General features: G+C 60.4%; 11 protein-coding genes and 1 tRNA gene. 6 read left to right on the top strand and 6 right to left on the bottom strand.

Annotated features, from left to right (window positions below):
- Window positions 1-2: 2 nt before the first annotated feature.
- Window positions 3-75, bottom strand: a tRNA-Val gene (locus ACCD00_RS13800).
- Window positions 76-234: 159 nt separating this feature from the next.
- Between ACCD00_RS13800 and rdgC the strand changes: the two genes are divergently transcribed.
- From rdgC to sugE, 3 genes are all read left to right on the top strand, one after another.
- Window positions 235-1,155, top strand: a complete 921-nt coding sequence (gene rdgC / locus ACCD00_RS13805) for a recombination-associated protein RdgC (RefSeq protein WP_413425272.1) — start codon at window positions 235-237, stop codon at window positions 1,153-1,155.
- A 137-nt stretch (window positions 1,156-1,292) separates the two neighbouring features.
- Entirely contained in the window at window positions 1,293-2,258 is a 966-nt protein-coding gene (locus ACCD00_RS13810; protein ID WP_413425274.1) for a bile acid:sodium symporter family protein, read from the top strand.
- A gap of 131 nt (window positions 2,259-2,389) precedes the next feature.
- Window positions 2,390-2,704: a quaternary ammonium compound efflux SMR transporter SugE gene (gene sugE, locus ACCD00_RS13815; protein ID WP_085716911.1), complete on the top strand. Its 315-nt coding sequence runs from the start codon at window positions 2,390-2,392 to the stop codon at window positions 2,702-2,704.
- Window positions 2,705-2,827: 123 nt separating this feature from the next.
- Here sugE and ACCD00_RS13820 read toward each other — a convergent pair whose 3' ends face one another.
- The 3 genes from ACCD00_RS13820 to ACCD00_RS13830 form a co-directional block, all read right to left on the bottom strand.
- Window positions 2,828-4,702 (bottom strand): MFS transporter, encoded by a 1,875-nt coding sequence (locus tag ACCD00_RS13820; protein ID WP_413425276.1) that lies wholly within the window; start codon window positions 4,700-4,702, stop codon window positions 2,828-2,830.
- Between the two features lie 96 nt (window positions 4,703-4,798).
- A complete protein-coding gene (locus ACCD00_RS13825) occupies window positions 4,799-5,950 on the bottom strand; it encodes a TDT family transporter (RefSeq protein ID WP_413425278.1) in 1,152 nt (383 codons plus the stop codon).
- A gap of 128 nt (window positions 5,951-6,078) precedes the next feature.
- Window positions 6,079-7,269 carry an MFS transporter gene (locus tag ACCD00_RS13830; protein WP_413425280.1) on the bottom strand — a complete coding sequence of 397 codons (1,191 nt, stop codon included), beginning with the start codon at window positions 7,267-7,269 and terminating at the stop codon, window positions 6,079-6,081.
- 148 nt (window positions 7,270-7,417) lie between these two features.
- On the opposite strand from ACCD00_RS13830, the gene ACCD00_RS13835 reads away from it, so the two are divergent.
- Both ACCD00_RS13835 and ACCD00_RS13840 read left to right on the top strand, forming a co-directional pair.
- A complete protein-coding gene (locus tag ACCD00_RS13835) occupies window positions 7,418-7,954 on the top strand; it encodes a TetR/AcrR family transcriptional regulator (RefSeq protein WP_413425282.1) in 537 nt (178 codons plus the stop codon).
- 215 nt (window positions 7,955-8,169) lie between these two features.
- Window positions 8,170-11,640 carry a NahK/ErcS family hybrid sensor histidine kinase/response regulator gene (locus ACCD00_RS13840; RefSeq protein WP_413425284.1) on the top strand — a complete coding sequence of 1,157 codons (3,471 nt, stop codon included), beginning with the start codon at window positions 8,170-8,172 and terminating at the stop codon, window positions 11,638-11,640.
- A gap of 124 nt (window positions 11,641-11,764) precedes the next feature.
- On the opposite strand, the gene rmuC is transcribed toward ACCD00_RS13840, so the two are convergent.
- Entirely contained in the window at window positions 11,765-13,129 is a 1,365-nt protein-coding gene (gene rmuC / locus ACCD00_RS13845) for a DNA recombination protein RmuC (RefSeq protein ID WP_413425354.1), read from the bottom strand.
- 175 nt (window positions 13,130-13,304) lie between these two features.
- Window positions 13,305-13,628 carry a hypothetical protein gene (locus tag ACCD00_RS13850; RefSeq protein WP_057399384.1) on the bottom strand — a complete coding sequence of 108 codons (324 nt, stop codon included), beginning with the start codon at window positions 13,626-13,628 and terminating at the stop codon, window positions 13,305-13,307.
- Window positions 13,629-14,634: 1,006 nt separating this feature from the next.
- Between ACCD00_RS13850 and ACCD00_RS13855 the strand changes: the two genes are divergently transcribed.
- A complete protein-coding gene (locus ACCD00_RS13855) occupies window positions 14,635-14,859 on the top strand; it encodes a hypothetical protein (RefSeq protein WP_008051046.1) in 225 nt (74 codons plus the stop codon).
- Window positions 14,860-15,004: the final 145 nt, after the last annotated feature.

A 15,004-nucleotide genomic window follows, 5' to 3' on the forward strand; every position in this document is an offset into this window, starting at 1 on the left:
GGTGGGTGATGACGGGATCGAACCGCCGACATTCTGCTTGTAAGGCAGACGCTCTCCCAGCTGAGCTAATCACCCTTCGCTTCGGTGTGGCGCGCATTCTACGGAGCGACCCAACCTCTGGCAAGCACTTTTTAAAATAATTTTCTCAGGCCTTCCAAAGGCTTAGAGAAAGGTTGGCCTATGGCACGGCGAAGACAATAATGCCCGCCTTTGTATAAAGGAGAGACTCACCCCATGTGGTTCAAAAACCTGCTTATCTATCGCCTGACCCAAGATCTGCCTGTTGATGCCGAGGCGTTGGAAACTGCACTGGCCACCAAACTGGCGCGCCCATGTGCAAGCCAGGAGTTGACCACCTACGGTTTCGTCGCGCCGTTCGGCAAAGGCGAAGATGCGCCGCTGGTGCACGTCAGCGGTGACTTCCTGCTGGTGTCCGCGCGCAAGGAAGAACGTATTTTGCCGGGCAGCGTTGTGCGTGACGCCGTCAAGGAAAAGATCGAAGAGATCGAAGCCGAGCAAATGCGCAAGGTCTATAAGAAGGAACGCGATCAGATCAAGGATGAAATCATCCAGGCCTTCCTGCCCCGCGCCTTTATCCGTCGCTCTTCGACCTTCGCCGCCATCGCGCCGAAACAGGGCCTGATCCTGGTCAACTCGGCCAGCCCGAAACGCGCCGAAGACCTGCTGTCGACCTTGCGCGAAGTGATCGGCACCCTGCCGGTGCGCCCGCTGACCGTGAAAATGTCCCCGACGGCGACCATGACCGAGTGGGTCACCACGCAGAAAGCCGCAGACGATTTCTTTGTGCTGGACGAGTGCGAACTGCGCGACACCCACGAAGACGGCGGTATCGTGCGTTGCAAGCGCCAGGACCTGACCAGCGAAGAAATCCAGCTGCACCTGAGCACCGGCAAAGTGGTCACTCAACTGTCCCTGGCCTGGCAGGACAAACTGTCGTTCGTCCTCGACGACAAAATGGTGGTCAAGCGCCTGAAGTTCGAAGACCTGCTGCAAGACCAGGCGGAACAGGACGGCGGCGACGAAGCCCTGGGCCAACTGGACGCCAGCTTCACCCTGATGATGCTGACCTTCGGCGACTTCCTGCCGGCGCTGGTTGAAGCGCTGGGTGGCGAAGAGACTCCGCAGGGGATCTAAGGACCAGTGATCTCTCCTGTAGGAGCGAGCCCGCTCGCGATGGTGTGTCAGATAAAGAGGGGTGACTGACACACCATCGCGAGCGAGCTCGCTCCTACAGGGGTTTTGTGGTGTTACGTAAAAATAAGGATCAAGTCATGCGCGCACTGGCTGCATTGAGTCGCTTTGTCGGCAACACCTTTGCTTACTGGGTTCTGATTTTCGCTGCCGTGGCATTTCTGCAGCCGGCATGGTTCCTCGGCCTCAAAGGCGCCATCGTGCCCTTACTGGGGCTGGTGATGTTCGGCATGGGCCTGACCCTCAAACTCGAAGACTTCGCCGAAGTCGCTCGCCATCCATGGCGCGTGGCCCTGGGCGTAGTTGCACATTTCGTGATCATGCCCGGCGTGGCGTGGTTGCTCTGCCAGGCGTTCCACTTGCCAGCGGAGATCGCCGTCGGCGTGATTCTGGTGGGCTGCTGCCCAAGCGGCACCTCGTCAAACGTGATGACCTGGCTGGCCCGCGGCGATCTGGCGCTGTCGGTGGCCATCGCCGCCGTCACCACCCTCCTCGCTCCGCTGCTGACGCCGGCGCTGATCTGGCTGCTGGCCTCGGCGTGGTTGCCGGTGTCGTTCATGGAGTTGTTCTGGTCGATCCTGCAAGTAGTGCTGTTGCCGATCGTGCTGGGCGTGGTTGCCCAACGGCTGCTTGGCGACAAGGTCAGGCACGCAGTGGACGTATTGCCGCTGGTGTCGGTGGTGAGCATCGTGATCATCGTCACTGCGGTAGTTGCCGCCAGTCAGGCGAAGATTGCCGAGTCCGGCCTGCTGATCATGGCTGTGGTCATGCTGCACAACAGCTTTGGCTACTTGCTGGGTTACTTCACCGGGCGCCTGTTCAAGTTGCCTCTGGCACAGCGCAAGTCCCTGGCCCTGGAAGTAGGCATGCAGAACTCCGGATTGGGCGCGGCCCTGGCCAGTGCGCACTTCTCGCCGCTGGCGGCGGTGCCCAGTGCATTGTTCAGTGTCTGGCACAATATTTCCGGGGCTCTGCTGTCGACTTACTTTCGTCGCATGAGCGAGAAACAGGAGCGGGAAATCGCCGCCCAACAAGCCACTGACTGATCCGCGATCTTGATCCGCGATCTTGATCCCCGGGTTAATACTGGGCACTATATTGCGCATCGCGGGGACGACCCCGCAGCTCGATCGAGTCATTAATCTGGGGACGACCCCGTCAGACGATGGAGGTCTTCATGTCCTGGATCATTCTGTTTTTCGCCGGCCTGTTCGAAGTCGGCTGGGCCGTCGGCCTCAAGTACACCGACGGCTTCACCCGCCCGCTCCCCACTGTTTTGACCGTTACGGCCATGGCTGTCAGCCTTGGCCTGCTCGGCCTTGCCATGAAGGAATTGCCGCTGGGTACGGCCTATGCGATCTGGACCGGTGTCGGTGCCGTTGGCACGGTGATCGCCGGGATCATTCTGTTTGGCGAATCCATGGCGCTGGTGAGGCTGGCCAGTGTGGCGCTGATCATTACAGGGCTCGTTGGCCTGAAGGTCAGCGCCTAAGCCACTATCGCCTTCGCGAGCAAGCCCGCTCCCACAGGGATTGTAGGTGTGCCTACTATGTGTGGCACAACACAAAACCTGTGGGAGCGGGCTTGCTCGCGAAGAGGCCGGTAGAATCACCGATTATCTTACGGCCCCGCGCAACTCCCCCACCAACGCCTGCAACCTGGCAGGCTCCGCCGCCTCAACCGCCACCGCCGGCCCTGCCACCAGGGTCACTCGCGACCACAGGCGATGAAACAGCCCCTTGCCCGGATCGCGGCTGAAGAAACTCCCCCACAACCCCTGCAAGGCCAGCGGAATCACCGGCACCGGCGTCTCTTCGAGAATTCGCGTCAAGCCGCCCTTGAACTCATTCAGCTCGCCATCGGCGGTCAATTTACCCTCGGGGAAGATGCACACCAGCTCACCGTCCTTCAGATACCGGGCAATGCGCGTGAAGGCCTTTTCGTAGATCTGGATGTCTTCATGACGCCCCGCGATAGGAATCGTCCCTGCGGTGCGGAAGATGAAGTTCAGCACCGGCAGGTTGTAGATCTTGTAATACATAACAAAGCGAATCGGCCGACGCACCGCGCCGCCAATCAGCAAGGCATCGACGAAGGACACGTGATTGCACACCAGCAACGCCGCGCCCTCATCGGGGATCAGATCCAGGTTGCGGTGCTCGACGCGGTACATGGAATGGCTGAGCAGCCAGATCATGAAACGCATGGTGAACTCGGGGACGATCTTGAAGATGTAAGCGTTGACGCCGATGTTCAGCAACGAGACCACCAGGAACAGTTGCGGGATCGACAGCTTGGCCACACTCAGCAAGACGATCGAGACAATCGCCGACACCACCATGAACAACGCGTTGAGGATGTTGTTGGCGGCAATCACCCGCGCCCGCTCGTTCTCGGCGGTACGTGACTGGATCAGCGCGTACAGCGGCACGATATAGAAACCGCCGAAAACGCCCAGGCCGAGGATGTCGAGCAACACCAGCCAGGCGTGGCCGAAACCGAGGATTTCAATCCAGCCATGACCGGTGGCGCTGTCCGGGATTGCACCGGAATGCCACCACAGCAGCAAACCGAAGACAGTCAAGCCGAACGATCCGAACGGCACCAGGCCAATTTCGACTTTGCGTCCGGAGAGCTTCTCGCACAGCATCGAACCCAAGGCGATGCCGACCGAGAACACCGTCAGGATCAGCGTCACCACGGTTTCGTCGCCGTGCATCCATTCCTTGGCATACGCCGGGATCTGCGTCAGATAGATCGCCCCGACAAACCAGAACCACGAGTTGCCGACAATCGAGCGCGACACCGCCGGAGTTTGCCCCAGGCCGAGTTTCAACGTGGCCCAGGACTGGCTGAAGATGTTCCAGTTCAGGCGCATTTGCGGTGTGGCGGCAGCAGCACGAGGAATGCTGCGGCTGGCCAGGTAGCCGAGCACGGCAATGCCGATGATCGCCGTGGACACCACCGGCGCGTAATGCGCCGAAGACATCATGACCCCGGCGCCAATGGTGCCGGCGAGGATCGCCAGGAAGGTACCCATTTCCACCAGGCCGTTGCCGCCTACCAGCTCATCCTCACGCAGGGCCTGCGGCAGGATCGAGTACTTCACTGGCCCGAACAGCGCCGAATGGGTGCCCATGGCGAACAGCGCCACCAGCATCAACGACAGGTGATCGAACAGGAAGCCGACGGCGCCGACCGCCATGATGACGATTTCCCCTAGCTTGATCAGGCGGATCAACGCGTCCTTGGCGAACTTTTCCCCGAATTGGCCGGCCAGGGCCGAGAACAGGAAAAACGGCAGGATAAACAGCAGCGCACACAGGTTGACCCAGATAGAGCGGTCACCTTCGATGGTCAGCTTGTACAAAATGGCGAGGATCAACGACTGCTTGAACACGTTGTCGTTGAACGCCCCGAGGGACTGGGTGATGAAGAACGGCAAGAAGCGCCGGGTGCGCAGCAAGGTGAACTGTGAGGGGTGACTCATCTTCCATGTGTCCCTGATGTTAGGTAGCGAGTGGCCTGGATTCTTATTGGATTATCAAAAGCCGATCCAGGCCACACATTACCTAATCCTGACCGGTTATTTCTTCAATCCGGCAATGCAAGGCGAGACAAACAGCTCGCCACGCCAGGCGCCCAGCACTGTGCGCTTGCCGACGATCAGCCACATCACGGCCAGCAACGCCACCAGCACACAGCCGAACACACTGAAAAACGTCAGGCTCAAGGTACTGGCCAGCTTCAACGTCGCCAGAGAATAGACGCCCAACGGGAAGGTGAAACCCCACCAGCCGAGGTTGAATGGAATGCCGGCACGCAGGTAACGCACAGTGATCAGCAGCGCCATCAGCATCCACCACAGGCCGAAGCCCCACAGGGTGATGCCGGCCACCAGACCCAATCCTGCAGCAATCTCACCGATGCCCGGCAACCCGTTGGCCGCGAAAATCAGCGGTGCATCGCCGCCCAGTACCAGCATGCCCAAGGCACCGGTGCCGATCGGGCCAAGGGCCAGCCAGCTAGAGGCGGCCATGTTTTCGTGGGGCAGTTTATGCAGGGCCATGCGCAACAACAGGATGGTCAGGATGCTGAAGGCCACCGGCAGGGAAAAGGCCCAGAGCACGTAGCTGGTCACCAGCACCACCAGTTGCGAATGAGCGTCGGCCAGATGCGGTGCCAACAGGCCACCGCTGGCGGCCGCCACCTCTGCCGCGACCACCGGCAACAACCAGACCGCTGTCATCTGGTCGATGCTGTGCTCCTGACGGGTGAACATCATGTAGGGAATCAGCACGCCGCAAGCCAGCGACATCGCCACATCCAGCCACCACAGCACCTCGGCGAGGTGAATCACGCCTTCACCCCAGCGTGGCAAGCCGAACACCAGGAAGCCGTTGATGATGGTCGCCAGGCCCATCGGGATGGTGCCGAAAAACATCGAGACCGTGGAGTGGCCGAAGATCCGTCGTGCTTCGTCGAAAAACAGCAGCCAACGCGCCGTGTACATCGCCGTAAACAGCAGAAACAGCGCGATGTTGAACAACCAGAGGGCTTCGGCGAAGGCGTGCAAGGCGGGTATGGCGACCGGCAATTGCGCCAGCGCCAACGCCAGCACGCCGGTACCCATGGTGGCCGCGAACCAGTTAGGGGTGAACTGGCGGATCACTTCGCGGGGATGCTGCAAGTGACTGAAAGGTTTGATTCCGGGCTTGATGCTATTGGCGCATGTCATGGCGTACTCCTGTCCTCTCGTGAGGTAGAGCCCATGTTAGATCCGAATAGAATATCTATATAACGGGTAATTTCTCTATATCTTATCTACTTTATAGATATTCAATCAGGCATGCCCGTGTCGCAATGTCATGGATTGGCCTCACACGCCCTGCCTGAACGCGGGCGTATCAAACCTGCCAAAGCGCCAAGGGCCAGAACAATCAACACCGCACCATACCCATCGGTGGTCGCTACCAGGCCGAGGGTCCGGCTCAGGTTCCCGGCCAGCAGCGATGGCAGGCAAAAGGCGAGATAGCTGAGCGCGTAATACGCCGACACCAGCCCGGCACGTTCATGGGGCAAGGCCAGCGGCACCAGGCTACGCAAGGTGCCGAGAAAACCGGAACCGAAACCACATCCTGCGACCAGTGTGCCAAGGAAGAACAGCGGCAGGCTGGCACTGTGCACCCCCAGCAAAATCAGCACGACACCCGTTGGCATCATGCTGGCACCCAATAACAACGCCTTGCCGGCGGGTCGGTTGCGCATGCTGTAGATCATCAGCGCGCCGGTCAGCGTCAAGGCGGCCACGGTCGCGCCGCCAATCATGTTCGAGGTCGAGCCCGTGGCGGTGCGCACCAACGAAGGCGCCAGGGATGCGTAGAAACCGCCGAGGGCCCACAGGGCAGTATTGAGCGGCAGTACTCGCCACAAAGTGGAGCGCGCTTGCAGTGGCACATGCAGAGTCGGTCGCAATGACGCCCAAACCCCGGCCTGCCGCGAGACGCTTTCCGGCAAGCGCCAGACATAAAACGCCTGCATCACGAACAACGCCAGCAGCAGCCAGAAAGTCAGATGCAACGGAGCCGGGGCGTACTCGGCCAACGCACCGCAGCCCAGCCCACCTATAGCCATGCCGGTCAACGGTGCAACGCTATTGACCAGCGGCCCCCGCTCGCGGTCGGTATCCAGTAGTGTTGCGCCCAGCACGGCGGTAGCCATCCCGGTGGCAAAACCTTGCAGAATTCGGGCACTGATCAGCCAGGTGGCGCTGTCGGCGTGAATGAACAGCAGCATCGCCAGAATGTTCAGAATCACCGCAGTAAAAATCACCGGCTTGCGCCCCAGGTAATCCGACAGCGAGCCGACCGTCAGCAACGCCGCCAACAGGCTGAGGGCGTACACGCCAAAGATCAGGGTCAGCGTCGCGGCAGAAAACTGCATCTGCTCCTGGTACAGGTGATACAGCGGCGTCGGCGCAGTGGAGGCCGCCAGAAAACTGAGCAAGGTCACTGCCAGAAACCACAGGCTGGAACGATTTGAACGAGAACCGGGCATGGACACACTCCGCAAAAGCTAATTTTTTGCTTTTGCGGAGTGTGCTACTGGATCCCTCTTAAAGCAAATTCTTTGTGTTAAGGTCCCAGGCATGGCTTTCAGGACCGAGTGCCTGCAACGGGACCCGACGCGATACAGGAAACACAGGATGACAGCTCCCACATTACGCCCCGGCGGCCGCAGCGCACGGGTACAAGAGTCGATTCATTCGGCCGTGCGCCAACTCCTGCAGGAACAGGACCGCGCAAGCGTGACCGTCCCGCAAATAGCTGCGCGCGCAGGCGTCACGCCGTCAACCATCTATCGGCGCTGGGGCGATGTGTCGGCGCTGCTGGCCGACGTCGCCCTCGCCCGCATGCAGCCTGACAACGAACCGGCCAATACCGGCAGCCTTCACGGTGATGTGCGGGCCTGGGCGGAACAGTACCTGGACGAGATGAGCTCCGAACCCGGCCGTAACATGCTGTGCGACGTGCAGGCGGCGCTGAAGCCGAGTTACTGCGCAACGATCATTGGCGGGCAACTGCAGACGATTCTGGATCGCTATCCGGATGCGCCCAAGCCCAGTGTCGATCGGCTGATCAATCTGATCGCCGCGCCGACGGTGTTTCGCATCCTGTTTTCCGAGGCGCCATTGGAACTTGAAGAACTGCATCGCTTGATCGAAATTGCGTTGATTCCGTAATACCGCCATTCGCGAGCAAGCCCGCTCCCACATTTGCCCTGCGTTCACCGCCTCTGTGGGAGCGGGCTTGCTCGCGAAGGGGCCAGTCCAGACATCGCAAATCCCCCTGCGACACCCCGCCACGCCACGACCTTGGTCGACACTGACTAACGCTGGCGGTCGTGCGAGACTGTCTGTCCGGGCGCAGGCCCGGGAGTCTTTTGTCTGGAGTCCCCATGTCGCTGTCCACCGGGCTGATTGCCGCCGTCGCCCTGGCCTATATGGCCATCATGTTCGCCATCGCCTTCTATGGCGACCGTCGCAGCGCGCCCTTGCCGCCGCGTGTGCGTGCCTGGGTGTACAGCCTGTCGCTGGCGGTCTATTGCACCAGCTGGACGTTCTTCGGCGCCGTGGGCCAGGCCGCCGAACAGCTCTGGTCGTTCCTGCCGATTTACCTCGGGCCGATCCTGTTGCTGATCGGTGCGCCGTGGGTCCTGCAAAAAATGGTGATGATCAGCAAACAGGAGAACATCACCTCGATCGCCGACTTCATCGCTGCACGCTATGGCAAATCCCAGCCATTGGCGGTGGTGGTGGCGCTGATTTGCCTGGTCGGCGTGCTGCCCTACATCGCGCTGCAGCTCAAGGGCATTGTGCTCGGCGTGAACCTGCTGATCGGCGCCGGAGCCGACGCCATGGGCACCCGTGCCCAGGACACCGCACTGATCGTGTCGCTGGTGCTGGCGCTGTTCACCATCGTCTTCGGTACCCGCAACCTCGACGCCACGGAGCACCACCGCGGCATGGTGCTGGCGATTGCCTTCGAGTCGCTGGTCAAGCTGTTCGCGTTTCTCGCCGTCGGCGCGTTCGTGACCTACGGCCTGTACGACGGTTTCGACGACCTGTTCGACCAGGCCATGCTTGCGCCGCGGCTTGAGCAGTACTGGAAGGAAACCATCAACTGGCCGTCGATGGTGGTGCAGACCGGCGTGGCGATGATGGCGATCATTTGCTTGCCACGGCAGTTCCACGTGACTGTTGTGGAAAACATCGACCCCCAGGATCTGCGCCTTGCCAAGTGGGTGTTTCCGGCCTACCTCGCCCTCGCTGCCTTGTTTGTCGTGCCAATCGCCCTGGCCGGCCAGATGATGCTGCCCAGTTCAGTGCTGCCGGACTCGTTCGTCATCAGCCTGCCCCTGGCCCAGGCACATCCGGCGCTGGCCCTGCTGGCGTTTATCGGTGGCGCATCGGCGGCCACCGGCATGGTGATCGTGGCCAGCGTGGCGCTGTCGACCATGGTCTCCAACGACATGCTGTTGCCCTGGCTGCTGCGTCGCAACAACGCCGAGCGCCCGTTCGAAGTGTTCCGCCAGTGGATGTTGTCGGTGCGCCGCGTCAGCATTGTGGTCATTCTGCTGCTGGCCTACGTCAGTTACCGCCTGCTGGGCTCGACCGCCAGCCTGGCGACCATTGGCCAGATTGCCTTCGCGGCCGTGACCCAACTGGCCCCCGCCATGCTCGGTGCGCTGTACTGGAAACAGGCCAACCGCCGCGGCGTTTTCGCTGGCCTCGCCGCGGGCACGTTCCTGTGGTTCTACACCTTGATCCTGCCGATTGCCGCCCTCAGCCTCGGCCTGTCCCTGAGCACATTCCCGGGACTGGCCTGGTTGCACAGCAATCCACTGAACCTGCCGATCACCCCGCTGACCCAAGGCGTGGTGCTGTCACTCGCAGGCAACTTCACGCTGTTCGCCTGGGTTTCGGTGCTATCGCGCACCCGGGTTTCCGAGCACTGGCAAGCAGGCCGCTTCATCGGCCAGGAAATCAGTGCCCGCCCCAGCGCACGCTCGATGCTGGCGGTGCAGATCGACGACCTGCTGCAACTGGCGGCGCGCTTCGTCGGTGAAGAGCGCGCCCGTCAAAGCTTCATCCGCTTTGCCTATCGCCAGGGCAAAGGCTTCAACCCGAACCAGAACGCCGACAGTGAATGGATCGCCCATACCGAACGCCTGTTGGCCGGTGTACTCGGTGCCTCTTCGACCCGCGCGGTGGTAAAAGCCGCCATTGAAGGTCGGGAGATGCAACTGGAGGACGTCGTGCGCATCGCCGACGAAGCCTCGGAGGTGCTGCAATTCAATCGCGCCTTGCTGCAGGGCGCCATCGAGAACATTACCCAGGGCATCAGCGTGGTCGACCAGTCGCTGAAACTGGTGGCCTGGAACCGTCGATACCTGGAGCTGTTCAACTATCCGGACGGCTTGATCAGTGTCGGCCGGCCCATTGCCGACATCATTCGCCACAATGCCGAACGCGGTCTGTGCGGTGCCGGCGAAGCCGAGGTTCACGTCGCGCGTCGCCTGCACTGGATGCGTCAGGGCCGCGCGCATACGTCCGAACGACTGTTCCCCAATGGCCGGGTGATCGAGCTGATCGGCAACCCGATGCCGGGTGGTGGCTTCGTCATGAGTTTCACCGACATCACCGCGTTCCGCGAAGCCGAGCAGGCGCTGACCGAGGCCAACGAAGGCCTGGAGCAACGGGTGACCGAACGGACCCACGAATTGTCGCAGCTCAACGTTGCCCTGACCGAAGCCAAGGGCAACGCCGAGGCGGCCAACCAGTCGAAGACCCGTTTCCTCGCGGCGGTCAGCCATGACCTGATGCAACCGCTGAACGCGGCGCGGCTGTTCTCCGCCGCCCTCTCCCATCAGGACGACGGTTTGTCCGGCGAAGCGCAGAAACTGGTCGAGCACCTGGACAGCTCGCTGCGTTCGGCCGAGGACTTGATCAGCGACCTGCTGGACATTTCCCGCCTTGAGAACGGCAAGATCAATCCGAATCGCCAGCCATTTGTACTGAACGAACTGTTCGACACCCTCGGTACCGAATTCAAGGCACTGGCGCGAGAACAAAAACTGGAGTTCCGGGTTCGCGGCAGCGCGCTGCGGGTCGACAGCGACATCAAACTGCTGCGGCGGATCCTGCAGAACTTCCTGACCAACGCTTTCCGCTACGGCAAGGGGCCGGTGCTGCTGGGGGTTCGTCGGCGCAAAGAACAACTGTGCCTGGAAGTCTGGGACCGTGGGCCAGGTATTCCGGAAGATAAACAGCAGGTGATTTTCGAAGAGTTCAAGCGCCTCGACAGCCACCAGACACGGGCCGAAAAAGGCCTCGGCCTGGGGCTGGCGATTGCCGACGGGCTATGTCGCGTGCTCGGTCATACCCTGCGCGTTCGCTCCTGGCCGGGACGCGGTAGCGTGTTCAGCGTCAGCGTGCCGCTGGCCAGGGCGCAAACCGCAGCGCCGGTCAAAGTCGCCGAGCTCAATGGCAAATTGCTCAATGGCGCGCAGGTGCTGTGTATCGACAACGAGGACAGCATCCTGATCGGCATGAACAGCCTGCTCAGCCGCTGGGGTTGCCAGGTCTGGACCGCGCGTAATCGCGAAGAGTGCGCATCGCTGCTGGCCGAAGGCGTGCGCCCGCAATTGGCGCTGGTGGATTACCACCTCGATCATGGCGAGACCGGAACCGACTTGATGGCCTGGTTGCGCACCCAGATGGGCGAGCCGGTTCCCGGGGTGGTGATCAGCGCCGATGGCCGGCCGGAGACGGTTGATCAGGTGCATGCCGCGGGGCTGGACTATTTGGCCAAACCGGTGAAGCCGGCAGCGTTGCGTGCGTTGTTGAGCCGGTATTTGCCGTTGTAGGGTTTGAGTGACGTGGTGATGTCGGAGTGTCAGGCGACAGAGATGTTGAATGTGCCGGCCTCTTCGCGAGCAAGCCCGCTCCCACAGGAGGCAGCGGCGTTCCGACGCAGCCTTGGGCTGGAAGTTACTCAGGCAGCTCTACCAACCCATCGACATCCGTCATCGCCCGCTCCAGCAAGTCCGCCGGCAGGCTCTTGCTCGCCCGTGCGCCCAGCAGTTTGAGTTGTTCACTGCGGCTGACCAGGTTGCCTCGTCCCTCTGTCAGCTTGTTGCGTGCCGAACTGTAGGCCTTGTCCAGTTGCTGCAAGCGATTGCCGACCTCGTCCAGATCCTGAATGAACAGCACGAACTTGTCGTACAGCCACCCGGCCCGCTCGGCGATTTCCCGGGCATTCTGGCTCTGGCGCTCCTGTTTCCACAGGCTGTCGATGACGCGCAGGGTCGCCAGCAACGTGGTGGGGCTGACGATCACGATGTTGCGGTCGAATGCCTCCTGAAACAGCGTCGGCTCGGCCTGCAACGCGGCAGAAAACGCCGCCTCGATCGGCACGAAGAGCAACACGAAATCCAGGCTGTGCAAGCCATCGAGGCGCTTGTAATCCTTGCCGGCCAGGCCCTTGACGTGATTTCGCAACGACAGCACGTGTTGCTTGATGGCGATCTGGCCGATAGCCTCGTCCTCAGCCGCCACGTATTGCTGATAGGCCGTCAGGCTGACCTTGGAGTCGACCACCACCTGCTTGTCGCCCGGCAGATAAATGATCACGTCCGGCTGGAAGCGCTCGCCGTCCGGCCCCTTGAGATTGACCTGAGTCTGGTACTCGCGGCCCTTCTCCAGCCCCGCATGTTCGAGCACGCGCTCAAGGATCAGTTCACCCCAATTGCCCTGGGTCTTCTGTCCTTTCAAGGCGCGGGTCAGGTTGGTGGCTTCATCGCTCAAGCGCAAATTCAGCTGCTGCAGACGCTCCAGCTCCCTGGCCAGGGAGAAACGCTCACGAGCCTCGTTCTGATAGCTTTCCTCGACACGTTTCTCGAAGGACTGGATGCGCTCCTTGAGTGGATCGAGCAACTGCCCCAGGCGCTGCTGGCTGGTTTCGGCAAAACGCTGCTCGCGCTCATCGAAAATTTTCCCCGCCAGCTCGGCAAACTGCGCGCGCAACTCGTCCCGTGAACCTTGCAAGTCGTTGAGGCGTTGCTGATGACTGTCCTGTTGCTCGCGCAATTCGGCGTTGAGCGAGGCGGCCTGGGCATCCAGGCGGCGCAATTCGGCTTCTTTGCCGGCGCGCTCGATGTTCCACGCATGGGCGGCGTCCCGGGCGTCGTCGCGCTCGATCTGCAGCAGTTCGACTTCACGACGCAGCGCAGCCAGATCAGCCTGCTTGGCGGCATTGGCCTGGGTCAGATCGCCGACTTCATCGCGGCTGGATTCAAGTTGTGCATTCAATCCGTCCTGCGCCAGTTGCGCCATGGCCAGACGTTCTTGCAGCAGCGCAACGTCAGCCAGCGTGGTACTGGCCCGACGCTGAAGTTGCCAGGCCAATACCAGCAACGGCAACCCAGCCGCTGCCAGACCCAGCAATATGCTGGTCAAGTCCATTGCCATAGCCACTCCTGCCATTCGGATAAAGCCTGAAGGTTAACCAAGGCGCCTGATCTTGGACAGCTCAGTCTTCGATCAACCCCAGTTCCTGTTGAGCGCGGCGATCGCCTGCCCGAGCGGCCTGACGCAGCAGGTCCTGACCGATCCGGCGGTCCCGGGCGTTCCCGCATTCCCGGCACATCAACTGGCCAAGGCGACTTTGCGCAGCCACCACGCCTTCACGGGCCGGCTGCTTGAGCAGACGTCCGGCGATGTGTTTGACGTTACGGTTTTCGCCCAGATGCGGACTGTCCAACAGCCACTCTGCCACGCGCATGGAAAAGCGCTTGGTAGGGGCAACAGAGGGTGATGTGGAGGAAGAGGAAACAGGGGCTGAGCGAAACTTCATAAAGCACTGTGGGGCAGATCGGAAGGCGCGCAACTTTACTCTCTTTTTCTTACAGGTAAAGCTGAAAATATCCCGGCACGCCCGTCCTAGAGCAAGCGCTCGGGACAATCCACAGAAGCTGTGGATAACTCAGTGGACAACCGCCCTTGAACCCGCTCAAAGCCCTGTGGAATGGGGCTCGCAGTCAAACTGACGATTTTTTCACCAGTAAAAAAAAGCGATGTTTTTCATTGACTTAAATTTTGGTTACAGGCAGCTATCGTGCTTGAACATGAGATGACAGCGGGGTGACAGGCTGCGCAACTAATGTGCACAAGTGCCTTTGCGACGGTTATATCGATGCACTTTTTCGGCGCATTTTTTTTCAAGCCTGGGGATAAACCCTGGCAAACCCGGAATTTAGACCGCTGTGCAGCTACAAACCTCGATGACCGGTGGTCGGATTTTGTCCTGAAACAGGGCGCATCAATCGCAGGCAGCGCAGCTTTTTGCTCACCTCTACAGGGCAAAACAGCCAGATCAGGCACCTGCCGGGAAATTCTTTTTGCTAGCACACTTCCCTTAACCAGTTCAATCCGTTAGTATCCGCGGCGTTAGTACCAAGCTGAAAGTCAATTCTGGTCGAACAAATCCCCCCGGTCAGCCTTCCCGACGGAAGCCTCTACCGAACAAGCGGGATCGACCACCTCGATGGTTTCCAGGTAAATCTTGCGCAAACACAACCTTTGAATCGAAAGCAAAGGCTGTTGTCCCGCCTGCTTACTCTGCTCGAACCAACCTGCAAATTGATCAGGATCTTCACCCCGGGCCCAGAACCTTTGCCCTTGATGTGTTGCCTGCCCTCCTAAGTACCTACCTGCCAGCCCAAGCGCGCCAACTTATAAGCGCTTCAAACTGGCTGCTTTGTTCCAGTCGGGTTCTTCGTTCGGTCAATGGTGATCGACGTTACTGGAACGTTTTAACGTTGCACGGTTCTTATCCGTGTCATTTGTAGGAACACCCAATAATGTCTACTCAAATCCAGACTCAGGATGCCATTCGCACCCTAACCAACGCTTTTGCACCAATGAACTGCCTGATCATGGCTGCCCGCAAAGGCTGCTTCAGCTTCACCCTGGTCAACGAACACGGCATCGCTCGTCACAGCGAACGCCTGTACCCCGATCAATACTCCAGCGCCGAGCCGCTGCAGGCCGTGATCGAGCGTACCCGTCAGGCACTGGTTGCCTGAAACGCCAGAAAGGCTGAAAACCCCGAAAGCCCTGCCCGAAAAGCGGGGCTTTTTATTGCCCGATGTTTCCCTCCCCTCGAACCACGACTAAGCACAATCCGGTATAACGGTTATAACTGCTCGCTGGAAATATTTTAAAAACAGG

It is taken from the genome of Pseudomonas sp. Pseusp3, from assembly GCF_047304225.1.
Taxonomy (GTDB): domain Bacteria; phylum Pseudomonadota; class Gammaproteobacteria; order Pseudomonadales; family Pseudomonadaceae; genus Aquipseudomonas; species Aquipseudomonas fluorescens_CD.

Bases quoted from the DNA above. Each gene is read 5' to 3' on its own strand.
- ACCD00_RS13840 (WP_413425284.1), top strand. From the start codon at position 8,170: ATGTCGCTGTCCACCGGGCTGATTGCCGCCGTCGCCCTGGCCTATATG.
- ACCD00_RS13820 (WP_413425276.1), bottom strand. From the start codon at position 4,702: ATGAGTCACCCCTCACAGTTCACCTTGCTGCGCACCCGGCGCTTCTTG.
- sugE (WP_085716911.1), top strand. From the start codon at position 2,390: ATGTCCTGGATCATTCTGTTTTTCGCCGGCCTGTTCGAAGTCGGCTGG.
- ACCD00_RS13830 (WP_413425280.1), bottom strand. From the start codon at position 7,269: ATGCCCGGTTCTCGTTCAAATCGTTCCAGCCTGTGGTTTCTGGCAGTG.
- ACCD00_RS13850 (WP_057399384.1), bottom strand. From the start codon at position 13,628: ATGAAGTTTCGCTCAGCCCCTGTTTCCTCTTCCTCCACATCACCCTCT.
- ACCD00_RS13835 (WP_413425282.1), top strand. From the start codon at position 7,418: ATGACAGCTCCCACATTACGCCCCGGCGGCCGCAGCGCACGGGTACAA.
- ACCD00_RS13825 (WP_413425278.1), bottom strand. From the start codon at position 5,950: ATGACATGCGCCAATAGCATCAAGCCCGGAATCAAACCTTTCAGTCAC.
- ACCD00_RS13810 (WP_413425274.1), top strand. From the start codon at position 1,293: ATGCGCGCACTGGCTGCATTGAGTCGCTTTGTCGGCAACACCTTTGCT.
- rdgC (WP_413425272.1), top strand. From the start codon at position 235: ATGTGGTTCAAAAACCTGCTTATCTATCGCCTGACCCAAGATCTGCCT.
- ACCD00_RS13855 (WP_008051046.1), top strand. From the start codon at position 14,635: ATGTCTACTCAAATCCAGACTCAGGATGCCATTCGCACCCTAACCAAC.